The following is a 24,480-nucleotide window of genomic DNA, read 5'->3' as shown; positions in this document are numbered from 1 at the left end:
ACCGTCGAGAGAATCGAATCAATGCCGCACATTTTGATCGTCGAAGACGAAACAATTATCCGCTCCGCCTTGCGCCGCCTGCTGGAACGTAACCAGTACCAGGTCAGTGAAGCCGGTTCCGTGCAGGAAGCACAAGAGCGTTTCAGCATTCCCACGTTTGACCTGATCGTCAGTGACCTGCGTCTGCCGGGCGCACCTGGCACCGAGCTGATCAAGCTCGGCCAGGGCACTCCAGTACTGATCATGACCAGCTACGCCAGCCTGCGCTCGGCAGTCGACTCGATGAAGATGGGCGCGGTGGACTACATCGCCAAGCCTTTCGATCACGACGAAATGCTTCAGGCCGTCGCACGCATTCTGCGTGACCGGCAATCGGCACAGAGCGCTGCGGGTGAACGTCCTGCCGGCAAAGCGGCCAATGGCGCAGAGAAAGCCGGTGTTGATAACAGCAACGGCGAAATCGGCATCATCGGTTCCTGTCCGCCCATGCAGGATCTTTACAGCAAGATCCGCAAAGTCTCGCCTACCGATTCCAATGTGCTGATCCAGGGTGAGTCCGGTACAGGTAAAGAGCTGGTCGCTCGCGCCCTGCACAACCTGTCCAGACGCGCCAAAGCGCCGATGATTTCGGTGAACTGTGCGGCCATTCCGGAAAGCCTGATCGAGTCCGAACTGTTCGGCCACGAGAAAGGCGCCTTTACCGGCGCCAGCGCTGGCCGTGCGGGCTTGGTCGAAGCCGCTGACGGCGGCACTTTGTTCCTCGATGAAATCGGCGAGTTGCCGCTGGAAGCTCAGGCCCGTTTGCTGCGCGTGTTGCAGGAAGGCGAAATCCGCCGGGTCGGCTCGGTGCAATCGCAGAAGGTCGACGTACGCCTGATCGCCGCGACTCACCGTGATCTCAAGAGTCTGGCCAAAATAGGCCAGTTCCGTGAGGACTTGTATTACCGTCTTCACGTAATTGCCCTGAAGTTGCCAGCCCTGCGTGAGCGTGGAGCCGACGTCAACGAAATCGCCAACGCCTTCCTCGCCCGGCAAAGCGCCCGGGTCAACCGCACTGACCTGAAGTTCGCCCCGGATGCCGAGCAAGCGATTCGTCATTACTCCTGGCCGGGTAACGTTCGTGAACTGGAAAATGCGGTCGAACGTGCGGTGATTCTGTGCGAGAGCCCACAGATTTCCGCCGAGCTACTGGGGATCGATATCGAGCTTAGCGACCTGGAAGATGACGATTTCATCGGTTTGGCGCCGCAACAGGGCAGCGCCAACAACACCAGCCACGAGCCCACGGAAGACTTGTCACTGGAGGACTACTTCCAGCATTTCGTCCTTGAGCATCAGGATCACATGACCGAGACCGAACTGGCCCGCAAGCTCGGGGTCAGCCGCAAATGCTTGTGGGAACGGCGCCAGCGCCTGGGTATTCCGCGGCGCAAGACCGGGGTTGCCAGCGAGAGCTGAGTCCGCTCAGCCACACGGGTAACACCCTCATACGTAAAAAAACTGTTACCTAAGCTTTTTCACGTAACAAAAGCCGGGGCTTACGGTAACGAAGCCCCGGCTTTTTTATGCCCTGAAAAACCTCCACCTACCGGCTAACCCCTTGTTTTACTGAGCCTCTCAAAAGTTGGCACGACACCTGCTATATGCTTAGTACAAAAACAATAACAAGCAACGTAAAAGACAATAAAAATAAGACGAATCGGCTCACGCACAATAAAAACAACACGGCGGAGGCGCAGCTAACTGATTCTTTTGGAGAGGCGTTGTATTTGGGGCTTGCCCCGCAACCAGGCCGAGAACAACAAAAAACTGTCCTAAGACAGAGCCTGAACTGGTTGGATCACTGGATCATGCAACACAGCGACCAAAGCAATCCGTTTGCTCTTGGCTCCCGATTGGGAGGGTCACGAAGGCAAAACCTCGTGGCAAGGGCGATCAACAAAAACAAAAAGCCCAACACCAATAATAAAAATAGAGCATGCAACTACTTCTTGGGGAGCTTCGGCTCCCCTTGTAGTTTCTGCGATTCCTGACACCGCGATCAAAACCCGCCGCCTCAGCTCTTAAGAGTTATCCGTGCCAGCGTGGCGCAGCTTCCTACACCATCCCCCGACTAAATGCTAGAATCCCCGCCCATCATGCGGTCATTCTTCGTTATGGCCGAACATTCCTTCAAACAGTGCATCCCATGCTGAAGAAGTTGTTCCAGTCATTCCGTTCTCCCTTGCGTCGTACGCAACACATTCGCAGCACGCCTGAAGTGCTCAACAGCAGCCAGCATTCGCTGCAGCGCGCCCAGTTCAGCCGTTATGCGGTAAACATCGTCGAACGCCTGCAGAACGCCGGCTACCAGGCTTATCTGGTCGGCGGCTGTGTGCGCGACATGCTGCTCAACATCACCCCCAAAGACTTCGACGTTGCCACCAGCGCCACACCGGAACAGGTTCGCGCCGAATTTCGCAATGCGCGGATCATCGGCCGTCGCTTCAAACTGGTGCACATCCACTTTGGCCGCGAAATCATTGAAGTCGCGACCTTCCGCGCCAATCACCCGCAAAACGACGACGAGGAAGACAGCAACCAGTCCTCTCGTAACGAAAGCGGGCGCATTCTGCGGGACAACGTCTATGGCACACTGGAAGAAGACGCTCAACGTCGCGACTTCACCATCAATGCCCTGTATTACGATCCGGTCAGCGAACGCATTCTCGACTACGCCAACGGCGTACACGACATCCGCAACCACCTGATCCGTCTGATCGGCGATCCACGACAACGTTACCAGGAAGATCCGGTGCGGATGCTGCGGGCCGTGCGGTTCGCCGCCAAACTGGACTTTGGCATCGAGAAGCACAGCGCCGCGCCTATTCGTGAGCTGGCGCCGATGCTGCGGGAAATCCCGTCGGCCCGACTGTTCGAAGAAGTGCTCAAGCTGTTCCTCTCCGGGCATGCCGCCGACACCTTCGAAATGCTGGTGGACCTTCAGCTGTTCGATCCATTGTTCCCGGCCAGCGCCGAAGCACTGGAACACAACCCGACGTACACCCACACCCTGATCAGCGAAGCCTTGATCAACACCGACCTGCGCATCAAGCAGAACAAGCCGGTCACCCCAGCATTCCTGTTCGCCGCCCTGCTCTGGCCTGCCCTGCCGGCCCGCGTGCTGCGTCTGCAGGACCGTGGCATGCCGCCGATTCCGGCGATGCAGGAAGCCGCTCACGAGCTGATCAGCGAGCAGTGCCAGCGCATCGCGATTCCGAAACGCTTCACCATGCCGATCCGCGAGATCTGGGACATGCAGGAACGCCTGCCTCGGCGCAGCGGCAAACGGGCCGATCTACTGCTGGACAACCCGCGCTTCCGTGCCGGTTACGACTTCTTGCTGCTGCGCGAAAGTGCCGGCGAACAGACCCATGGCCTGGGCGATTGGTGGACCGATTATCAGGACGGCAACGACAGCGAGCGCCGCGACATGATCCGCGACCTCAGCAGCAAGGACGATAGCGCCAGCGGTGCCCCGCGCAAACGGCGCCGCAGCGGTGCCAGCAAGCGCAAGCGCAGTGCCACTGCCGGTACACCGAGCGCGTCGGGCGAGTAAGTTCATGGAACGCATCTACATAGGTATGGGCAGCAACCTGGCAGCCCCGGTGGAACAATTGCGTAACGCCGTCGATGCGTTGGCGCAGTTGCCACAGTCCGAACTGGTCGGCGTGTCAGCCTTCTTCCAGAGCGACTCTCTGCTCCCCGGTCAACCGCGTTACACCAACGCCGTGGCCGCGCTGGACTGCAGACTCGCGCCACTTGAGCTGCTCGATGCGCTGCAAGCCATCGAAAACGATCAGGGCCGCGAGCGCAATGAACGCTGGGGACCACGCACGCTGGACCTGGACATCCTGCTGTTCGGTAACCGACTGATCGACGAACCGCGCCTTAAAGTCCCCCACTACCACATGCAGGCCCGAGCCTTCGTGCTCTACCCCTTGGCCGAACTGGCCCCCTCGGACCTGCAACTGGCTGATGGCAGACTTCTCAGCGAATTGCTCGCCAACTGTCCATTTATCGGACTCGAACGTCTGGCGCAGGTTTGATTTTTTGCAGGCGCGAGGTGCTGAATCGCATCAGTAACGTCGGTAACACCACCGCCGTAACAATGCGGTAACACACACAATTGACTTCCAGAGTTCTCCTCACGACTATAGGCGTCCCGCTGCCGCCAACCCGGCGCTAAAGGGCGCAATCCAGGCCATATAAGCACCACGAAAGAGGGTGCGCCTGTATAAATGATGAATCACGCGCGTTACTCGCAGTAGTTTCCACAGCGCCTGAATGAGGACTTTTTTCATGCCAGACATCACCCTGACCACCCTGCAAAGCCTCAAGCAAAAAGGTGAAAAAATCACCATGCTGACTTGCTATGACGCAACCTTCGCCCACGCCTGCTGCCAGGCTGGCGTCGAAGTACTGCTGGTGGGCGATTCCCTCGGCATGGTGTTGCAAGGGCATGACAGCACACTGCCAGTGACCACTGCTGAGATGGCATACCACGTTGCAGCCGTCAAACGCGGTAACACCGGAGCACTGATCCTCGCGGACCTGCCGTTCATGGCCTACGCGACCACCGAACAGGCCCTGACCAACAGCGCACAGCTGATGCAGGCCGGGGCCCATATGGTCAAGGTCGAAGGTGCGGTCTGGCTGGCGGAGTCGATCCGCCTGCTGGCTGAACGCGGCGTACCGGTATGTGCCCACATGGGGTTGACGCCGCAGTCGGTGAACATCCTCGGTGGCTATAAAGTCCAGGGCCGCAATGAGAACCAGGCCCGGCAGATGCGCGCCGACGCCATTGCCCTGGAGCAGGCGGGTGCCGCCATGTTGCTGCTTGAGTGTGTACCGAGCGAACTGGCACAAGAGATCACCCAGGCAGTGAGGATTCCGGTAATCGGGATCGGCGCCGGTAGCGCCACCGACGGCCAGGTGCTGGTTCTGCACGACATGCTCGGCCTGTCCCTCACTGGCCGCGCACCGAAGTTCGTGAAGAACTTCATGGCGGGTCAAGATAACATTCAGGCGGCCTTGAGCGCATACGTCACTGAAGTCAAAGCCGTAACTTTCCCTGGCGCTGAACACGGATTCTCTGCATGAACACTGTCAAGACCGTGCGCGAGTTGCGCGCCGCTGTAGCCCGAGCCCGCAGCGAAGGCAAGCGTATCGGCTTCGTGCCGACCATGGGCAACCTGCACAGCGGCCATGTGGCGCTGGTGACCAAGGCGGCCCAGCGAGTGGATTTCGTGGTGGCGAGCATTTTCGTCAACCCGCTGCAATTCGGCGCGGGTGAAGACCTCGACAAGTACCCGCGGACCCTGGCCGCCGATCAGGAGAAACTGCTCCAGGCCGGCTGCCATCTGCTATTTGCCCCAGGCGTTGAAGAAATGTACCCGGACGGCATGGCCGGCCAGACTCGGGTCAGCGTCCCGCAACTGTCCGAAGGTCTGTGCGGCGCCAGCCGTCCCGGTCATTTCGAGGGCGTGGCGACGGTGGTCTGCAAGTTGTTCAATATGGTCCAGCCAGATCTGGCGATCTTCGGCCAGAAAGACTTCCAGCAACTGGCGGTCATTCGCGCCCTGGTCCACGACCTGAACCTGCCGATCCAGATTATTGGCGAGCCGACCGTCCGCGCCGCTGATGGTCTGGCGCTATCCTCGCGCAACGGCTACCTCACGGAGGAACAACGCGCCATCGCACCGGCCTTGTACCGCAGCCTGAGCCAGATTGCCGAAGCCATCGAACAAGGCGAGCGCAATTACCCCAAGCTCCTGTCAATGCATAACCAAAAGCTCGAAGCGGCCGGCTTTCGCCCCGACTACCTGGAAATCCGCCAGGCACTGAGCCTGCGTCCGGCCACCGCGGATGACCGCGACCTGGTGATCCTCGCCGCAGCCTATCTGGGCGCCACCCGGCTGATCGACAACCTGCATTTGAACCTCGACGCGTAAAAGAAAGCGGCTGCGCCACATATTGCCCGCCTCAAAGGCTTCGGGCAAACTCCCCGCCGTTCGGATCTGACCAAGGAAACATTCATGCACGCCATCATGCTCAAAGCCAAGTTGCATCGCGCCGAAGTCACCCATGCTGTGCTCGACTACGAAGGCTCTTGCGCCATCGATGGCGAATGGCTGGACTTGTCCGGAATCCGCGAGTACGAACAGATCCAGATCTACAACGTCGACAACGGCGAGCGCTTCACCACTTATGCGATCCGTGGCGAAGAAGGCTCACGCATGATTTCGGTCAACGGCGCCGCAGCACACAAAGCCAAGGTCGGTGATCGGGTAATCATCTGCGCCTATGCCCACTACAGCGAAGCTGAACTGCTCAACTTCAAGCCGCGCATGCTCTACATGGCGCCGGGCAATGAACTGAGCCACACCAGCAATGCCATCCCGGTTCAGGTCGCCTGACCAACCGCGCATTTCTCCACACTGAAAGCCTGGCGGTCATGTCCGCCGGTCGCGATGTTATAAAAAAGTACCGTTCACCGGTCAGACAAAGCCAAGACAGATCAAGACGCGAGGTTTACTGTATTCGCCCTGCGTTTTTCAATCGTGTTAACGCAGGTTGACTGGACATTGTCTTGTGACTGAGCAGGACATTCCGGGCTTTTTAGTGTCCAAAAGGCAGTTCAAGTAAAAGGAAACCCGCTGCGATGGCGTACTACCGCACTCCTCACGACGTTACCGCTCTGCCCGCCTGGCAAGCGTTGAATCAACACCGCGAAGCCATGCAGGATTTCAGCATGCGCGAAGCGTTCAATGCCGACCCCCAGCGCTTCAATGAATTCACCTTGAGCGGCTGTGGGCTTTTTCTCGATTACTCGAAAAACCTGATCAACAAAGAAACCCGCGACCTGCTGGTGGGCCTGGGTAACGAAGCCGGTCTGCAGGACGCGATCAAGGCGCTGTTCGCTGGCGAGCTGGTCAACTCTTCTGAAGGCCGCCCGGCCCTGCACACCGCACTGCGCCGCCCGGTAGGCGACAAGCTGTCGGTGAACGGCGTCAACGTGATGCCGGAAGTGCACAAGGTTCTGAACCAGATCACTGAGTTGGTCGGCCGGATCCACGACGGTCTGTGGCGCGGTTACACCGAGAAGCCGATCACCGACGTGGTGAACATTGGTATCGGTGGCTCGTTCCTCGGTCCGGAGCTGGTCTCCGAAGCGCTACTGTCCTACGCCCAGAAAGGCGTGCGCTGCCATTACCTGGCGAACATCGACGGCAGCGAGTTCCACGAGCTGTCGGCGAAGATTCGCGCAGAGACCACGCTGTTCATCGTTTCCTCGAAATCCTTCAACACCCTGGAAACCCTGAAAAACGCTCAGGCCGCTCGTGCCTGGTACCTGGCCCAGGGTGGCTCTGAAGCCGAACTGTATCGTCACTTCATCGCAGTCTCCAGCAACAATGCCGCCGCCGTGGCGTTCGGTATTCGCGAAGAGAACATCTTCCCGATGTGGGACTGGGTTGGCGGGCGTTACTCGCTGTGGTCGGCCATCGGCTTGCCGATCGCCCTGGCCATCGGCATGTCCAACTTCAAGGAGTTGCTGTCCGGCGCCTACACCATGGACCAGCACTTCCAGAGCGCGCCATTCGAAAAGAACATGCCGGTGCTGCTGGCGTTGCTCGGCGTCTGGTACGGCAATTTCTGGGGCGCGCAAAGCCACGCGATCCTGCCGTACGACCACTACCTGCGCAACATCACCAAGCACTTGCAGCAACTGGACATGGAATCCAACGGCAAGAGCGTGCGCCAGGACGGAACACCGGTGTCCACCGACACCGGCCCGGTCATCTGGGGTGGCGTAGGTTGCAACGGTCAGCATGCCTACCATCAGTTGCTGCACCAGGGCACCCAGTTGATTCCGGCCGACTTCATCGTGCCGATCGTCAGCTTCAACCCGGTGGCCGACCATCACCAATGGCTGTACGCCAACTGCCTGTCGCAAAGCCAGGCGCTGATGCTCGGCAAGACTCGCGCCGAGGCCGAAGCCGAACTGCGTGACAAGGGCATGAGCGAGGACGAGGTGCAGAAGCTTGCGCCGCACAAGGTGATCCCGGGCAACCGTCCAAGCAACACGCTGGTCGTCGAACGCATCAGCCCGCGTCGCCTTGGCGCACTGGTGGCAATGTACGAACACAAAGTCTTCGTGCAAAGCGTGATCTGGGGCATCAACGCCTTCGACCAATGGGGTGTGGAGCTGGGTAAAGAGCTGGGCAAAGGCGTCTACAACCGTCTGGTCGGCAGCGAAGAAACCCTGGCCGAAGACGCATCCACCCAGGGCCTGATCAACTACTTCCGCGGTCGTCACCGCGGGTGATCTGAAACTTGCTCCCGTAGGAGCCGAGCTTGCTCGCGATGCAGACGCCGCGGTGTATCAGGTACACCGCGTTATCGTTCATCGCGAGCAAGCTCGGCTCCTACAGAGTCGCTTCTTCCCCCTCTTGAACCCACCTGCTACTCGGCGCATCTTTATCACTTGTCGCAAAACAAGAATAAGGAACCGTCATGTTCGATATCAGCACTTTCCCCAAAGCCGATGCCGTCCGCCGGGCTGCGCAACTGAGTCAGGACGACTACCAGCGCCTGTACCGCCAATCCATCGAGCAACCCGACATCTTCTGGGCTGATCAGGCCAAGCGTTTCCTCGACTGGTCAACACCGTGGCAAAGCGTTCACCACGCGGATCTGAAAACCGGCGCGGCGAGCTGGTTTGCGGGCGGCCAACTGAACGTCAGTTACAACTGCATCGATCGCCATCTTGAACAGCGCGGCGACCATATCGCGATCATCTGGGAAGGCGACGACCCCGCCGAATCGGCGCAGATCACCTATAAAAAACTTCATCACAACGTCTGCCGCCTGGCCAACGTACTGAAAAGTCGTGGCGTTAAAAAAGGCGACCGGGTCTGTATCTACATGCCGATGATTCCCGAAGCCGCCTACGCCATGCTCGCCTGCACACGCATTGGCGCGGTGCACTCGGTGGTCTTCGGTGGTTTTTCCCCGGACGCCTTGCGTGACCGGATTCTCGACGCCGACTGTCGCACCGTGATCACCGCCGATGAAGGTGTGCGCGGCAGTAAGCTTGTCCCACTGAAAAAGAACGTCGACAAAGCCCTGCTCAGCTGTCCGGACGTCAGCACGGTGCTGGTGGTCGAGCGCACCCAAAGTGAGATCAACTGGGTCGAAGGCCGTGACCTCTGGTATCACCAGGCCCTGCGCAGCATGAGTGACGACTGCCCCCCCGAACCAATGGGCGCTGAAGACCCACTGTTCATCCTTTACACCTCTGGCAGCACCGGCAAACCCAAAGGTGTACTGCACACCACTGGCGGCTACCTGCTGCAAGCGGCGATGACCTTCAAGTACGTGTTCGACTACCGTGACGGCGAAGTCTTCTGGTGCACCGCCGATGTCGGCTGGGTCACCGGCCACAGCTACATCGTCTACGGGCCGTTGGCCAATGGCGCGACCACACTGATCTTCGAGGGCGTGCCGAACTACCCGACCAGCTCGCGGTTCTGGCAGGTGATCGACAAACATTACGTCAACATCTTCTACACTGCGCCCACCGCATTGCGCGCACTGATGCGTGAAGGCACAGAGCCGTTGCAAGAGACATCGCGCAGCAGCCTGCGGTTGTTGGGCACTGTCGGTGAACCCATCAACCCGGAAGCCTGGGAATGGTATTTCAATGCTGTCGGCGAGCAACGGTGTCCGATCGTCGATACCTGGTGGCAGACCGAAACCGGCGGCATCATGCTCAGCCCGCTGGTCAGCACCCGCCGAATCAAACCCGGCTGCGCCACCCAGCCAATGTTTGGCGTACAACCGGTGTTGCTGGACGAACAAGGCAAGGAAATCAGCGGCGCCGGTAGCGGCATACTGGCGATCAAGGCCAGCTGGCCGGCGCAGATCCGCAGCGTCTACGGCGACCCGAAACGCATGCTTGAAACCTACTTCAAACCCTACCCGGGCTATTACTTCACTGGCGACGGCGCCCGTCGCGACGACGACGGCGATTACTGGATCACCGGGCGTATCGATGACGTGATCAACGTGTCCGGGCACCGCATCGGCACCGCTGAAGTAGAAAGCGCGCTGGTTCTGCACGACAGCATCGCCGAGGCCGCAGTCGTCGGTTACCCCCATGACGTCAAAGGCCAGGGGATCTACGCCTTTGTCACACCGATGAATGGCATCGAACCCAGCGACACACTGAAGAAAGAACTACTGGCGCATGTCAGCAAAGAAATCGGCAGCTTTGCCAAACCGGATTTGATCCAGTGGGCACCGGCCTTGCCGAAAACCCGTTCGGGCAAGATCATGCGACGGATTCTGCGCAAGATTGCCTGCAATGAACTGGACAGCCTGGGCGATACTTCGACCCTGGCCGACCCGAGCGTGGTCGAGGGTCTGATCGACAAACGCCTGAACCAATAAACCTGCGCGGCCAACGCCGCGCCTTGCTTAGCGCTGTAACAACCGAGCAGTCATGGAATTCATTCGTAGTCGTATCGAAACCCAGATCATGAGCCTGAGCGGCCTGTCCCTCGGCAAGCTTGATCTGGAGAACCCCAAGGGCGATCCCGGTCTGTTCGGCCCGGATTCGGTCAGTTGGCAAGTGCATGGTGACTTCAGCAGCATGTTGATCGGCGGCATCAGCGCCTTGATGCTGCAAGCCCTGCATCCACTGGCGCTGGCCGGGGTCTGGGATCACTCGAACTTCCGTGAGGACATGCTCGGCCGACTGCGCCGTACCGGGCAGTTTATTTCCGGCACTACCTTCGGCTCTCGACAGGACGCCGAGTGGCTGATCGACAAGGTTCGCACCATCCACCTGCAAGTGGTCGGCACCGCGCCCGATGGCCAGCCTTATGCGGCCAGCGACCCGCAGCTGCTGACCTGGGTGCACGTGGCTGAGGTGAGCAACTTCCTCGCCGCTCACCTGCGCTACCGCAACCCGAATCTGTCGCCGGCCGATCAGGATCGTTACTACGCGGAAATCGCCGTGGTCGCCGAGCGCCTTGGTGCCCAGGATGTACCGCGTTCACGCCAGGAAATTGCCGACTACCTTGTACGAATCCGCCCACAGTTGGTGTGTGATGAGCGCAGCCACGAAGTGCTGCGCCTACTGCTGGACGCCCCGGCACCGAGCCGTTTGGCCAAGCCCTTCGGTGCGCTGATGATGCAGGCCGGTATCGATTTGTTACCAGACTGGGCGAGCGACATGCTGGGTGTCAGCCAAGGCTCGCTGCAACGCCAACTGATCCGCGCCAGCGTCAACCGCAGTGCGCCGTTGCTGCGCTGGGCGGTGCGCAACGGCTCGGTGCATCGTGCCCGGCGCCGTATGGGTTTGTAGAGCTGAGACGGCATGAACATAACGCGACCGGCCGGTTCGCGATTGGAACCGCTCAGGTTTTGTGTGCAACCATGCGGTCTTGATCGTCAACGCCTCAGACGTGAGCTCCCCGCCTCACAAGGCCGGCCGCGAACCGAGGTGACATCCAACAATAGAGAGGACCTGTGCCATGCAAGATGTCGTAATCGTTGCCGCCACCCGGACCGCTGTGGGTAGTTTCCAGGGTTCGTTGGCGAATATTTCTGCCGTTGATCTGGGCGCTGCGGTGATCGTTCAGTTGCTGGCGCAAACCGGTCTGGACGGTGCGCAGGTCGACGAAGTGATCATGGGCCAGGTCCTCACCGCTGGCGCCGGGCAAAACCCTGCCCGTCAGGCCGCGATCAAGGCCGGCCTGCCGCACGCCGTTCCCGCCATGACCCTGAACAAGGTCTGCGGCTCGGGCCTCAAGGCGCTGCATCTGGCGACCCAGGCCATTCGCTGCGGCGATGCCGAAGTGATCATCGCCGGCGGTCAGGAGAACATGAGCCTGTCCAACTATGTCATGCCCGGCGCACGCACCGGTTTGCGCATGGGCCACGGCCAGATCGTCGACACCATGATCAGCGACGGCTTGTGGGACGCCTTCAACGGTTACCACATGGGGATCACCGCAGAAAACCTGGTGGTCAAGTACGACATCAGCCGTGAAGCACAGGATGCGTTCGCCGCAGCCTCGCAACAGAAAGCTGTGGCGGCCATCGAAGCCGGGCGTTTCGTCGATGAAATCACTCCGATCCTGATCCCCCAGCGCAAAGGTGACCCGCTCGCCTTCACCACCGATGAGCAGCCACGGGCCCATACCACGGCGCAATCCCTGAGCAAGCTCAAACCCGCCTTCAAGAAAGACGGCTCGGTCACCGCCGGCAACGCCTCGTCACTGAACGATGGTGCCGCCGCAGTGATTCTGATGAGCGCCGCCAAAGCCCGCGCTCTCGGACTGCCAGTGCTGGCGAAAGTCCGCGCTTATGCCAACGCAGGCGTTGACCCGGCAATCATGGGCATCGGCCCCGTCAGCGCCACACGTCGCTGCCTGGACAAGGCCGGCTGGACGCTGGATCAACTGGACCTGATCGAAGCCAACGAAGCCTTTGCCGCACAAGCATTGGCGGTCGGCAAGGAACTGGGTTGGGATACCAGCAAGGTCAACGTCAATGGCGGCGCCATTGCCCTCGGCCACCCGATCGGTGCCTCAGGCTGCCGTGTGCTGGTGACCCTGCTCCACGAGATGATCAAACGCGATGCGAAAAAAGGCCTCGCAACCTTGTGCATCGGTGGCGGTCAGGGTGTGGCATTGGCGATCGAGCGCTAGTTCTCCCCGCCCTGCAGGAGCGTCGACCGGCTGCTCCTACAGGGGCTGCGGTGAAACTGATAGACTGCCGCGCCCAATCACCTTGCAAGGCGCCCGGCATGTCTTCCTTGAATCAGGCGCTGCGCGCCGCCCTCGATCATCGCAAAGACCTGCTCGCTGAACTGCATCAGCAAGGCACCGACTGCTATCGGTTGTTCCATGGCAGCCAGGAAGGTGCCGGCGGCCTGACCATTGACCGTTACGGCCCGCAACTGCTGGTGCAAAGCTTTCACCAACCGTTGGAACGCGACGCACTGCTGCAACTACATGAAACCATCAATCAGCATCTGGACCTGAACACCCTGCTGGTCTACAACGACCGCTCCCGGGGCAATTCGCGCATCGATCGGGAAGACTCGGTCTACCGTGCCGAAGACGCCGCCCTGGAAGATATGATCGGCCACGAATGGGGTTTGAATTACCGCGTCCGCGGCCGTCATGCCGGACAGGACCCTTTGTTGTTTCTTGATCTGCGTAATGCTCGTGGCTGGGTCAAAGACCACAGCGCCGGTAAAAGCGTACTGAACCTGTTCGCCTACACCTGCGGCGTCGGCTTGAGCGCAGCCGCTGGCGGCGCCAGCGAGGTGTGCAATCTGGACTTTGCCGAGGGCAATCTGGCGGTCGGCCGTGAGAACGGCCAGCTCAATCCACAATTGCCGAAAATGCAGTTCATTCAGTCCGACTATTTTGCAGCGATCCGTCAACTGGCCGGTTTGCCAATCATTCAGCGCCGTCACAAATTGCCGAGCTATCCACGCCTGGAACAGCGCCAATACGACCTGGTCCTGCTCGACCCACCCGCCTGGGCCAAAAGTGCTTTTGGCACCGTTGACCTGTTGCGCGACTATCAAAGCCTGCTCAAACCGGCCCTGCTGAGCACCGCAGAAAATGGCGTACTGATCTGCTGCAACAATCTGGCAAAGGTCAGCATGGACGACTGGCGAGAACAGGTTCTGCGCTGTGCTGAAAAGGCCGGGCGTCCGGTGCGCGACTGGCAGGTACTGATCCCGGGCAGCGACTTCCCTTCCATGGATCAGCAACCACCCTTGAAAACGCTGATTCTGCAACTTTGAGTTGCCTGTCAAAATCAGAAAAAATCCTGATAACGGCGATTGCTTTGGAACCGGGAACGCGTGCCATACTCCAACGCACTTCCGATTCAGATAGATGACACCCCAGATGCCCAAAGGATTGATTCGCGCTATTGGCGCCTTGCTGACCGCTCTCGCCCTTTATAGCTTGCTGGGGTTTCTGATATTGCCGGGCATCGCCTTGCGAGTCGCCAATCAACAATTGACCAACTACGCAACAGTCCCGGCACACATCAATCGGATCGAGCTCAACCCCTTCAGTCTGGAGCTGACCTTGTGGGGTCTGAATATCGGTGAGCCGGGAAAGGAGCAAATCGGCTTCGAACGGTTGTACGCCAATCTGCAGATCGACAGCCTCTGGACCCGTGCACTGCACTTGGCCGATGTCGAGTTGGACAAGCCCAAGACCGAAATCCTGTTCGGCAAAGACGGCAAGCTCAATCTGCTGGGACTGTTCAAACTGCCCGCCAGCGAGCCGACACCTGTCGATCCTCAAGCCAAACCGTTCCCGCTGCGCATTGAGCGCATCAAGCTGGCAGGTGGCTATGTGCATTTCCAGGATGCGCGCCCAAGCGAGCCCATCGAATTTCTTTACAACACGCTCGACCTCGAACTGAAAAACCTCAGCACCTTGCCCAATGACAATGCCGACATGACCCTGGTCGCGGCAGGTCCCGAAGGTGGGCATCTCGACTGGACCGGCAATTTCAGCCTGGTGCCGATCGCCTCCGAAGGCACACTGAAAGTCACCGACGGCAAAATGAAAGTCTGGTGGCCGTACGTGCGCGATGCCGTGCCGCTGGTGCTCGAAGACGGAATCCTGAACCTCAGCACTCATTACAAACTCAACCTGGCCAAAGAAACCGAATTGCTGCTCAGCGACACCTCGCTAAGCGTGGCGCCATTTGCGATCAAGGCGCCCGACGGCCGGCCACTGGCACGCCTGGAAAGGCTGGATGTCAGCGAGACCTCGGTCGATCTGCTCAAGCAGCAAGTAATCGTCGGCAAGATCCGCAGCCAGAAACTGGAATCCTGGGCTGCCCGCGAAGCCGATGGTCAACTCGATTGGCAGAAACTCTTTGCCAGCCAACCGGCCAAGCCCGCTACGAAACCGGAGCCTGCCAGTGCACCGGCAGCAGCCGACTCGCCCAAGCCGGCACCGAGCGCCCCAAACAAACCCTGGCAGGTCCTGTTGAAGGACGTGCAACTACGTAACTACCAGGTCCATTTGGCGGATCGCCAGGCACAACCAGCGGTGGAGCTGGAACTCGGCCCGCTGAATCTGGACCTGCAAAACTTCGACAGCCTCAATCAGTCGCCTTTCACCCTCAAGCTCGATACCGGGCTGGGCAAGCAGGGCAAGATCCAGGCAAGCGGCGAAGTCAATCTGAGCCCGGTCAGTGCCAGGCTGCAGGTGCAGACCAAAGACATCGACCTGCGCATCGCCCAGTCCTATATCAGCCCATTCATTCGTCTGGAGCTGCGCAGCGGCATGCTTGGCAGTGATCTGGAAGTCAATCTCAAAAGCACCGAGCCGTTGGCGTTCAACGTCACCGGTCGGGCTCAGGTCGATCAGTTGCACACCCTTGATACCTTGAAGACCCGCGACTTCCTCAAGTGGCAGCAATTGGTGCTCGAAGGGTTGAATTACCAACACGGCGACAGCCTGTCGATCACCAAGGTCAACCTGTTACAGCCATACGTGCGCTTCATGATCAACGATGACCGCACCACCAATATCGATGATCTGTTGATCCCGCAGCCAGCTGACAACGGCAGCAAAAGCGCCGTTAAACCGGCCGCCACCAGCAACGAAAAACCGCTGGGTATCCATATTGGTGAAATCGCCATCAACGACGGCTCGGCCAACTTCGCCGACTTGAGCCTGACACCAAACTTCGCCACCGCCATTCAACAGCTCAATGGTCAGATCGGCACCATCGACAGCCGCCAGGCAAAGCCGGCGAGCGTCGATATCAAAGGCAAGGTCGACCGTTACGCCCCGGTCACCATCAAAGGCAGCGTGAACCCCTTCGACCCAATGGCGGCGCTGAATATCGCCGCCAGCTTCAAACGTGTCGAGCTGACCACCCTGACGCCCTACTCCGGCAAGTTCGCCGGTTTCCGCATTCGCAAGGGCCGACTCAATCTCGACTTGCATTACCTGATCACCAAAGGTCAGTTGAAAGCCGAAAACAAAATGGTGGTCGAGCAACTGCAACTGGGTGAAAAAGTCGACAGCCCGGATGCCGTAGACCTGCCGATTCGCCTGGCAATCGCACTGCTCAAAGACTCGGACGGAAAAATTTCCATCGAGCTCCCGATAAGCGGTGACTTGAACAATCCCCAGTTCAGCGTGATGCCGGTCATCTGGCAGACCCTGCGCAATCTGGTGCTGCGAGCAGTTGAAGCTCCGTTCAAGTTTATTGGCGGTCTGGTCAGCGGTGGCGGCTCGGAAGATCTCGGCAGCGTGTTGTTCGCTCCAGGCTCCAGTGACCTGAGTAAGGACTCCGAATCGACGTTGACCAAACTGGCCAACGCCCTCAAAGAGCGCCCGGCCCTGAAACTGGAGATTGAAGGCACCAGCGCCCAGAGCAGTGACGGCCCACCGATCGCCGAACAGCGGCTAGAGCGTGAATATCAATACAACTACTACAAAATGCTTCAGCGCCGCGGTGAGAAGGTCCCTGCGCAAGCCTCTCTGTTAGAGGTCCCGGACAGCGAAAAGGCGCCGTTGCTCGAAGGCATCTATCGCACCCGCCTGAAAACACAGCCACCGGCCGAATGGACGCAACTGAGCCGCGACGAACGCACGGCAAAGCTGCGTGAGGGTTTGATTAAATTCTGGAGCGAAAGCGACGTTCTCCTACGTCAACTGGGACAAGATCGGGCCAGCAGCATCAAGGACTTCCTGGTGGACAAAGGGCAGTTGGCTGACGATCGGGTTTACTTCATCGACGCTAATCTTGGGCAAGCTCAAAGTGATGGTCGGGTGATCACGCCGCTGCATCTGGACAGCGAGTAAACATGCAAACACGCTTCTTGCTCTGCCTGGCATTGGCCTCTGCCGCCAGCCAGGCTCAGGCCGATACGCTGCGCTTCAAATAAAACAAGCTCCGACACTCAGTGCCGGAGTCTGTAATGACCACGTCTGCATGGCTTTTGGCATGAACCTTGGAGGAATGACAGGCGTACTGCTGGAGCGCCTGTCGTCCCCTTCTCCCAGCCCAGGCGAGAAGCTTGAACCCTACTCGGCTTTCAGACCGTCAGCCGATACGGCTTTCACGCCTTTGATTTTCCTTGTGATATCCACTGCCATTTTTTTCTGTGCGTCGGTTACAAGAACAGTCGAGGACAAAGAAACCACGCCTTTGTTGGTTTCAACTTTGATGTCAGTGCCAGGAATACCTTTCTCGGTTACCAGATCGCTTTTCACTTTAGTCGTGATCCAGGTGTCAGAAGTGACTTCCTTGACCTTGGCCATTTCACCAGCAGCCACAAGCATTGGCGACTGGGCGGTTTGAGTGGTCTGGGCAAAAGCAGCATTGGCCATGGTCAGGGTCAGAGCGGTTGCCGTAGCGGCAGCGATAGCGAACCTCTTCATACGAGTAACTCCTGTTTTTCCAGAAAGCCTGCGCCGTGCTTTGGCGACAGGGCTAGCAGAGATATAGCAGGCGTTGTGCCAACTCCAGGATGAAAATAAATACTTTAAAATCAATGTATTGGGATATAAGCAAAGTTCCTGAATCGTGCAGATTGCATGACCTGTATGTAATCTGCATGCAAGTTGCGAGTATCACAAAAGTTCCTGACACCCTGAGTTTCTGGCCATTTACAGTTTGATCTGACCTGCTATGAATAGACTGAAACGACGCCGCTGATCACCCTCGGTTCATCTTCGATTTTCCCCATAAGAAGTGCCCTGACTTCACTAGCCGGGGCACTTCTTACTGGTATTACCGGCTTGCGAGAACGCTACGTACCGCTGGCAGCACAACCTTTTGGAGAGTACTCAGGCTCCACAGTGGTAGAGCAGGTCCAGCCCTCGTCGTGTGTGCGGGTGAGAGTGATGGTTTTGCTCAGCACAGGGCCCGGAGCATTCAGAATCGTGCAAGCAATTGTGCCTGCACCCGTCGAGGCGGTACCTGATGCGGTCATTGTGCAGTTAGACGTAGTAGCGGTGCCGCCCACCAAGGCTAATGTCGGATCGGTGCCCTGATTGATGATGTCTTCAAATGAAACTTTCAGCGCGGATATCTCTGCCAGACCGGCCGTACTCTTGGCCCGCGCCTGATATTTCGTATAAAGCGGCAACGCAAAGGTTGCCAAAATGCCGATGATCGCGACCACGATCAACAGCTCGATCAAGGTAAACCCTTTTTGACTATTCATAGACGAGCTCCAGGCATTAAGTGAAGTCTGATGACCTATACAGGTCAACGCACAGTGCATGCCAAACACGTTGGGCCTTTGTCTGCAGGTGCGCGAGGCTGCTGGCGCATCGCCCTTATCCCCGGAAACTGCACAAAATGACACTTTTTGTCACTCGCCTGCCGCTGGCTTGCTGATCTGACCGACTACGCTATAAATCAAATCCATCGACTTGCGGGTCAACACCCTGCCAACACGGTGGGGCGAGCCGGGATCGATAAAGTGGTGAGACTGAACGATGGCAGTCAAAGCAGTAAGAGTCAGTGTTTACGCTTGGGAAGGTACCGATAGAAAAGGCACCAAAATGACCGGCGAACTGAGCGGCCATAATCCGCTGCTGATCAAGGCGCAGTTACGCAAGCAAGGCATTAGCCCGGGTAAAGTACGAAAAAAAAACGGCTCGATCTTTAACGCCGGCAAACGCATCAAACCCGTGGATATCGCTCTGTTCACCCGTCAGATGGCGACCATGATGAAAGCCGGAGTACCGTTGCTGCAGTCCTTCGACATCATCGGTGAAGGTTTCGATAACCCCAACATGCGCAAATTGGTGAGCGAGGTGAAACAGGAAGTCGCGGCCGGCAACAGTTTTGCCGCGGCGCTGCGCAAAAAACCGCAGTATTTCGATGACCTGTACTGCAACCTGGTGGACGCCGGTGAGCAGGCCGGAGCTCTGGAAACCTTGTTGGAGCGGGTGGCAACCTACAAGGAAAAGAGTGAAACCCTCAAAGCCAGGATCAAGAAAGCCATGACCTACCCCCTGGCCGTGATCTTCGTCGCGAGCATTGTGACTGGCATTCTGCTGGTCAAGGTGGTCCCGCAATTCCAGACGGTATTTTCAGGTTTAGGTGCGCAACTCCCGGCCTTCACCCTGATGGTCATCGCCCTCTCGGAGTTCATGCAGCAGTGGTGGCTACTGGTGCTGGTCGGGATTGTCGCTGTGGTATTTGGTTTCCGGCATACGCGCAAACGTTCACAACGCTTGCGTGACTGGCTGGACGTCAGCCTGCTGAAACTGCCGCTGGTGGGCACGCTGATGTACAAATCAGCCGTGGCTCGTTATGCCCGCACACTCTCCACCACCTTTGCTGCCGGCGTACCACTGGTGCAAGCTCTGGATTCGGTGGCTGGCGTCACAGGCAATATCGTGTTCACGAATGCGGTCAATCGCATCAGGCAGGATGTCTCGAACGGCATACAGCTGAATTTCTCCATGCGCACTTGCGGCGTCTTCCCGAACATGGCGATCCAGATGACCGCCATTGGCGAAGAATCGGGTGCACTGGACGACATGCTGGAAAAGGTCGCAACTTACTATGAGGGTGAGGTCGACAATATGGTCGATAACCTGACCAGTCTGATGGAGCCGTTCATCATGGTGACTCTTGGCGTTATCGTCGGCGGTCTGGTGGTAGCCATGTACCTGCCCATCTTCCAACTCGGCTCAGCGATCTGAATATGCCCTTGAACGATTTTTTGGCCAACTATCCGCTGGCCTTTGTTGTATCGGTGCTGGTCCTGGGACTGATTATCGGCAGCTTCCTCAACGTGCTGGTCTGGCGCCTGCCAAAAATGCTCGAACGCGAATGGAGGGAGCAAGCCCATGATGTGTTGGGCTTACCGCCAGAGGCGCCAGGCCCGACCTACAACCTGCTGCTACCCCACTCTCAATGCCCGCACTGCGCTCACCCGATTCGGGTCTGGGAAAACATCCCCGTCCTCAGCTATCTGCTATTGAGAGGCCGCTGTGCGAAGTGCAAGGTCCCTATCAGCAAACGCTACCCGGTCACCGAACTGGCCTGCGGACTGCTTTCTGCCTTCGTCGCCTGGCATTTCGGTTTTGGCTGGCAGGCGGGGCTGGTATTGATCTTGAGCTGGGGCTTGCTGGCGATGAGCTTGATCGATGCCGACCATCAACTGCTGCCAGATACCTTGGTTCTACCGATACTTTGGCTGGGATTGATCGTCAACAGCTTCGGCCTGTTCGTGTCCTTGCACGACGCCTTGTGGGGCGCGGTGGCCGGCTACATGAGCCTGTGGTCGGTGTATTGGCTGTTCAAGCTGCTCACTGGCAAGGACGGTATGGGCTTTGGTGACTTCAAGCTCCTGGCGATGCTCGGTGCCTGGGGCGGCTGGCAAATTCTGCCGCTGACGATTCTGCTGTCATCCTTGGTCGGCGCCGTTCTGGGCCTGATTTTGCTGCGCGTGCGTAACGCGCAAACTTCGACGCCAATTCCTTTCGGCCCTTATCTGGCAATTGCCGGCTGGATTACGTTGCTCTGGGGTGGTCAAATAACCGACTCCTACTTGCAGTCTGTCGGTTTCAAATGACTACCTCTGTTATCAAACCCTGGATTCTTGGCCTGACCGGCGGGATCGGCAGCGGCAAAAGTGCCGCGGCCCAGCACTTCATTGACCTCGGTGTGCATCTGGTCGATGCCGATCATGCCGCCCGTTGGGTTGTCGAGCCGGGGCGTCCGGCACTGGCGAAAATCGCCGAGCACTTCGGTGCGGGCGTGCTGCAAGCGGATGGTCAACTGGATCGTGCGGCGTTGCGCAGGCTGATTTTCGAAGTTCCTGAAGAGCGGCGCTGGCTCGAATCCCTGTTGCACCCACTGATCGGTCAGGAGATCGCCAGTCATTTGGCCAAGGCCCAGTCGCCTTACGCGATTCTGGTGTCGCCGCTATTGGTCGAATCCGGACAGTACGCGCTGGCTCAACGTGTCCTGGTGATCGATGCGCCAGAGCAACTGCAAATCGAGCGAACCCTACTGCGCGACCAGACCAGCGAGCAACAGGTCCAGGCGATTCTCAAAGTCCAGGCCAGCCGTGAAGAACGCTTGCGCCATGCCGACGATGTACTGGTCAATGACCGCGATCTAAACTGGCTGCACAGCGAGGTCGAACGCCTGCATCACTTTTATCTTACTTTGCGTGGAGGCCAGTCATGAGCCAAACCCTGACCGTCGAATGCCCAACCTGCGGTGCCCCTGTGGAATGGAACGCAACCAATCCCAACCGGCCGTTCTGCTCGGACCGCTGCAAACTGATCGACCTGGGTGCCTGGGCCGCCGAAGAACACAAGATCCCGGTCAGCCCGGATGCCGAAGACGAGATGTTCTCCGAGGACTTCGATCCTCGTACGCACTAATTAGAAAATCACGGCCGCATAAAACCGTAATCCTGCCCCTCGTCGAGGTTCTCGGCCAGAAACTGCAACTCATCCGCCAGATCCTCGACACTGCGTATGCCCTTGCTCTGCTGCACCACCGCACTGAGCAAGGCGCGCAGACTCAACCCCGGATCAAAGCCCACTTCTTGCGCCGTATCCAGACTCCTGCGCAGTTCCTGCCTTGCCCATTCGTAGACACTCATGACCGTGCTCCTGAAGATTTTCCAGAGCATGCCGGGAGCCGTGATTTGAGTCCTTGATCCGGATCAAGGTTCTTACTCCCGTGGCCCGTCGTCTTTCCACGGTGCCGACAGGTAGCGCGTGCGATTGAAAGTCTCCAGCCACTCAGGGCAGAACACCACCAGGGCACTCACCACCATGCCGTTGATAAAGGCCTCGGGGAAAATGATCAGCCACAGATAGCCGACAAAATCCTCCAGCCATTCGGGCATGGCGAAGCGCTCGTCGAACCACAGCAAGCCGAGCGCCAGCAACAGACACAACAACGCCGAGAGTGCCGCCGCAAAAAAGCCGGAACAAAAGATATACACAAAGGGACTACGCGGCTGCTCTCGCTCCACCAGGATTGCACAGCATTCGGTGACCAGCACCGGCAGCAGGATCAACAAAGTGCCATTGACCCCAACCGCCGCCAGATCCTGACGGCCCAACGCGACCAGCCCGAGTTGCGCGATCAGGCCACCGACGATTGCCAATGGCCAGTCCAGCAACAAGGTCACTGCGGTCATGCCGATAACGTGATAAGACACGCCAGTATCGAAGTCCCGTCGCACCAGCCACAACATGAACAGCGCAAACACCGTACCAAACAGCAAATGCTGACGGCGGCTGTCAGTGAACAGCTCGACCCACGGCGAGCGCAGAATCGCCCAGACCAGCACCGGCACGTACAACAACCAGCCGACAGTAAGGGTTTGCGGCGAAAGTAGCCCGGCGCTGATCATGGCCGGGCTCGCGGCAAAGCATCACGCAATAGCGCGGCGCCGGCGTAGCTGCCCTGCTGAACTGACAAAAACCGCACCCGATACTCCTTGATGAGTCATGAGGATCTGACAGACACCCCACTTTACGATCACTCCATACTTGAGTGCACCTATACGTACGACGCGGCCTGCGGCTTCAACCGCCGTTTGCTCTTTTGACGTGGGGAACAGCTGAAAAAGTCAGATATGGCGAACCTGTCAAAAAATTCATGTGGCGGGGAACGGGCTGAAATACGGGCGCCACTAGGATGAGCTCAAGCCTAAAGCTTAAGCCAACAAACATTCTTGCTGGCAGAACCCGAGTATTGGAGATCCCCCATGAAAACCCTTAAAGCGTTGTTGATCGTTACCCTGATGGGCGCGTCTGTGGCTGCGATGGCCGCAGGTGGCAGCGACCGGGTAATGGCCCGGATGGATGCTGCGCGAGATGCCTCGATGGCGCACTACCAGACGTCTGAACATGCCAAGGCTGTAGCGAGCACTCAGAAAGCCGCTTCCAGCGATGTCGAACGCTCAAACTGACAGTGCTTTACCGGTCAAGTCGACTGGGCAGCCGCGTTAATCGCCATACGCCTGGGGTGTCATGGGATACAGACGGGCAACTGCGCAAACGATGCTTTAACCGAATCGCTGACTCGCCTTGTGGCAGTGGGATTCGGCGAGGAAGAGGCGATGAAATATCGCCTCAGGCCGGGACTGCGGGGTACTCCGAGAGTCCTGGCGATTACCGCAAACACCAGCTAGCCACCGAAAACCAGGCTGGCTATCTTTAACTCCTGGCCCCGTCACTGCGTTGTTGGATAAGCAGTAGAATCAGCGCTGCTGCTGAAAATGCCGCCCCCGCGTAGAAAGCTACCGCGGCGCCGTATACCTGCCAGAGTCCGCCGGCGATGACGCTGGCCAACAGCAAAGCAATCCCGCTGACCAGATTGAACAGTCCAAAGGCTGTGCCTTTAAGATTGGGAGGTGTCGTGTCCGCTACCAGTGTCGCCAGAATGCCTTGACTGAAGCCCATGTGCAGCCCCCATAAGGCGACACCGAGTAGAACCATGCTGACGGACCCGGCATAAGCCAACACCACATCTGCAAGAATCAGCAGCACCAGACCGACGCTGAGTAACGCCGTGCGGCTGATACTGTCTGACCATTTTCCAACCGGATAGGCCGACAGCATATAAAACCCCGCCATCACCACCATGACCAGAGGAACCCAGGTAGCAGAGAACCCTAATTGCTGGGCACGCAAGATCAGGAAAGCTTCACTGAAACGCGCAAGGGTGAATGCCGCACCTATGCCCACAACCCACCAATAGTTTTTTGAGAACTGCCTCAATGACCTCATTTGTATGGGCGAGCGGAAATGCCGCGGTACGGCTTCATGCTCCGGCTCATCAATCCCGAAAAAAAGCAGCATGACTGCCAGTACTGCGGGAATCACTGCAAACCACAGCACCAGGGAAATATCGTCGGCAAACCAGGCCATCAGAAAAATGGCCAGAATGGGGCCTAAAAAGGCGCCCACGGTATCCATCGACTGACGTAACCCAAAGCACGCACCTCGAATGGCAGGTGGGGCCACATCTGCGACTAACGCATCACGCGGCGCACCGCGGATGCCTTTACCAATCCGGTCGAGGATTCGGGCGGTGAAGACCAGTTCCGCAGAGGCGGCCAGCGGAAACAGCGGTTTTGTAAGCGCCGCAAGACCGTAACCCAAGAGCAACAATTCTTTCCTGCGGCCAATGAAGTCGCTGATTGCTCCAGAAAAGACTTTAACGACCAGTGCTGTAGCCTCCGCCACCCCTTCGATGAGTCCAATAGCCATCACACTGATGCCCAGCGTACCCACCAAAAATACGGGTAAGAGGCTATGCACCAGCTCCGACGACAGATCCATGAACAGGCTGACGAATCCCAACGCCCAGATCGTGCGCGGAATGGCTCGGGTCGAGCTACTTGCAAGTTCGCCCATCTCTTTTCCC

At 58.3% G+C, this 24,480-nt stretch carries 23 protein-coding genes; 18 read left to right on the top strand and 5 right to left on the bottom strand.

The genetic code is table 11. The features are described 5' to 3' along the window. Window positions 1–21 precede the first annotated feature (21 nt). The 13 genes from AC07O1_RS03055 (at window position 22) to AC07O1_RS02995 (ending at window position 16,916) form a co-directional block, all read left to right on the top strand. The gene (locus AC07O1_RS03055) at window positions 22–1,458 is read left to right on the top strand and encodes a sigma-54-dependent transcriptional regulator (RefSeq protein WP_494995672.1); all 1,437 of its coding nucleotides are present in this window, start codon (window positions 22–24) and stop codon (window positions 1,456–1,458) included. A 185-nt stretch (window positions 1,459–1,643) separates the two neighbouring features. Further along, entirely contained in the window at window positions 1,644–2,033 is a 390-nt protein-coding gene (locus AC07O1_RS03050) for a hypothetical protein (RefSeq protein WP_494995671.1), read from the top strand. Between the two features lie 155 nt (window positions 2,034–2,188). Then, the gene (locus AC07O1_RS03045) at window positions 2,189–3,598 is read left to right on the top strand and encodes a polynucleotide adenylyltransferase PcnB (RefSeq protein WP_494995670.1); all 1,410 of its coding nucleotides are present in this window, start codon (window positions 2,189–2,191) and stop codon (window positions 3,596–3,598) included. A gap of 4 nt (window positions 3,599–3,602) precedes the next feature. Next, entirely contained in the window at window positions 3,603–4,088 is a 486-nt protein-coding gene (gene folK / locus AC07O1_RS03040) for a 2-amino-4-hydroxy-6-hydroxymethyldihydropteridine diphosphokinase (RefSeq protein WP_495087862.1), read from the top strand. A 253-nt stretch (window positions 4,089–4,341) separates the two neighbouring features. After that, a complete protein-coding gene (gene panB, locus AC07O1_RS03035; RefSeq protein WP_495087861.1) occupies window positions 4,342–5,142 on the top strand; it encodes a 3-methyl-2-oxobutanoate hydroxymethyltransferase in 801 nt (266 codons plus the stop codon). After that, window positions 5,139–5,993, top strand: coding sequence for a pantoate--beta-alanine ligase (panC, locus tag AC07O1_RS03030; RefSeq protein WP_495011331.1), 855 nt, complete (start codon window positions 5,139–5,141; stop codon window positions 5,991–5,993). The genes panB and panC overlap by 4 nt, the downstream gene beginning before the upstream one ends. Window positions 5,994–6,077: 84 nt before the next feature. After that, window positions 6,078–6,458, top strand: a complete 381-nt coding sequence (panD, locus tag AC07O1_RS03025) for an aspartate 1-decarboxylase (RefSeq protein WP_003228271.1) — start codon at window positions 6,078–6,080, stop codon at window positions 6,456–6,458. Window positions 6,459–6,703: 245 nt separating this feature from the next. Next, window positions 6,704–8,368 (top strand): glucose-6-phosphate isomerase, encoded by a 1,665-nt coding sequence (gene pgi, locus AC07O1_RS03020; RefSeq protein WP_494995666.1) that lies wholly within the window; start codon window positions 6,704–6,706, stop codon window positions 8,366–8,368. Window positions 8,369–8,556: 188 nt separating this feature from the next. After that, window positions 8,557–10,494, top strand: coding sequence for an acetate--CoA ligase (acs, locus tag AC07O1_RS03015; protein ID WP_495087860.1), 1,938 nt, complete (start codon window positions 8,557–8,559; stop codon window positions 10,492–10,494). Window positions 10,495–10,546: 52 nt separating this feature from the next. Next, window positions 10,547–11,413 (top strand): oxygenase MpaB family protein, encoded by an 867-nt coding sequence (locus tag AC07O1_RS03010; RefSeq protein ID WP_495087859.1) that lies wholly within the window; start codon window positions 10,547–10,549, stop codon window positions 11,411–11,413. A gap of 169 nt (window positions 11,414–11,582) precedes the next feature. Beyond that, window positions 11,583–12,761 (top strand): acetyl-CoA C-acetyltransferase, encoded by a 1,179-nt coding sequence (locus AC07O1_RS03005; protein WP_495087858.1) that lies wholly within the window; start codon window positions 11,583–11,585, stop codon window positions 12,759–12,761. A gap of 98 nt (window positions 12,762–12,859) precedes the next feature. After that, window positions 12,860–13,873, top strand: a complete 1,014-nt coding sequence (locus AC07O1_RS03000) for a class I SAM-dependent rRNA methyltransferase (protein WP_494995662.1) — start codon at window positions 12,860–12,862, stop codon at window positions 13,871–13,873. A gap of 106 nt (window positions 13,874–13,979) precedes the next feature. After that, window positions 13,980–16,916, top strand: coding sequence for a DUF748 domain-containing protein (locus AC07O1_RS02995; RefSeq protein WP_495087857.1), 2,937 nt, complete (start codon window positions 13,980–13,982; stop codon window positions 16,914–16,916). Window positions 16,917–17,138: 222 nt separating this feature from the next. Here AC07O1_RS02995 and AC07O1_RS02990 read toward each other — a convergent pair whose 3' ends face one another. Beyond that, window positions 17,139–17,495, bottom strand: a complete 357-nt coding sequence (locus AC07O1_RS02990) for a BON domain-containing protein (protein WP_495087856.1) — start codon at window positions 17,493–17,495, stop codon at window positions 17,139–17,141. A 371-nt stretch (window positions 17,496–17,866) separates the two neighbouring features. Continuing rightward, on the bottom strand, window positions 17,867–18,283 hold the full coding sequence (locus tag AC07O1_RS02985; RefSeq protein WP_495011327.1) for a pilin: 417 nt from the start codon (window positions 18,281–18,283) through the stop codon (window positions 17,867–17,869). Window positions 18,284–18,560: 277 nt separating this feature from the next. On the opposite strand from AC07O1_RS02985, the gene AC07O1_RS02980 reads away from it, so the two are divergent. From AC07O1_RS02980 to yacG, 4 genes are read left to right on the top strand one after another with little or no spacing between them, the layout of a single operon-like run. Continuing rightward, window positions 18,561–19,778, top strand: coding sequence for a type II secretion system F family protein (locus AC07O1_RS02980; RefSeq protein ID WP_495087855.1), 1,218 nt, complete (start codon window positions 18,561–18,563; stop codon window positions 19,776–19,778). Between the two features lie 2 nt (window positions 19,779–19,780). Continuing rightward, window positions 19,781–20,653, top strand: coding sequence for a prepilin peptidase (locus AC07O1_RS02975; protein ID WP_495087854.1), 873 nt, complete (start codon window positions 19,781–19,783; stop codon window positions 20,651–20,653). Continuing rightward, window positions 20,650–21,273 carry a dephospho-CoA kinase gene (gene coaE, locus AC07O1_RS02970; protein ID WP_494995656.1) on the top strand — a complete coding sequence of 208 codons (624 nt, stop codon included), beginning with the start codon at window positions 20,650–20,652 and terminating at the stop codon, window positions 21,271–21,273. The genes AC07O1_RS02975 and coaE overlap by 4 nt, the downstream gene beginning before the upstream one ends. Further along, window positions 21,270–21,473 carry a DNA gyrase inhibitor YacG gene (yacG, locus tag AC07O1_RS02965; RefSeq protein WP_495087853.1) on the top strand — a complete coding sequence of 68 codons (204 nt, stop codon included), beginning with the start codon at window positions 21,270–21,272 and terminating at the stop codon, window positions 21,471–21,473. The genes coaE and yacG overlap by 4 nt, the downstream gene beginning before the upstream one ends. 8 nt (window positions 21,474–21,481) lie before the next feature. Here the strand turns inward: yacG and AC07O1_RS02960 are convergent, their stop codons facing one another. Together AC07O1_RS02960 and AC07O1_RS02955 are read right to left on the bottom strand one after the other, a co-directional pair. Then, window positions 21,482–21,697 (bottom strand): hypothetical protein, encoded by a 216-nt coding sequence (locus tag AC07O1_RS02960; RefSeq protein ID WP_494995654.1) that lies wholly within the window; start codon window positions 21,695–21,697, stop codon window positions 21,482–21,484. Window positions 21,698–21,769: 72 nt separating this feature from the next. Continuing rightward, window positions 21,770–22,459 (bottom strand): energy-coupling factor ABC transporter permease, encoded by a 690-nt coding sequence (locus AC07O1_RS02955; RefSeq protein WP_495087852.1) that lies wholly within the window; start codon window positions 22,457–22,459, stop codon window positions 21,770–21,772. Window positions 22,460–22,816: 357 nt separating this feature from the next. On the opposite strand from AC07O1_RS02955, the gene AC07O1_RS02950 reads away from it, so the two are divergent. Continuing rightward, window positions 22,817–23,020, top strand: coding sequence for a co-regulatory protein PtrA N-terminal domain-containing protein (locus AC07O1_RS02950; RefSeq protein WP_494995652.1), 204 nt, complete (start codon window positions 22,817–22,819; stop codon window positions 23,018–23,020). Window positions 23,021–23,267: 247 nt separating this feature from the next. On the opposite strand, the gene AC07O1_RS02945 is transcribed toward AC07O1_RS02950, so the two are convergent. Next, window positions 23,268–24,470: an MFS transporter gene (locus AC07O1_RS02945; protein WP_495087851.1), complete on the bottom strand. Its 1,203-nt coding sequence runs from the start codon at window positions 24,468–24,470 to the stop codon at window positions 23,268–23,270. Window positions 24,471–24,480: the final 10 nt, after the last annotated feature.

It is taken from the genome of Pseudomonas sp. GW821-FHT07G10 (assembly GCF_059418545.1).
This window is presented reverse-complemented; position numbering and strand designations above follow the sequence as displayed.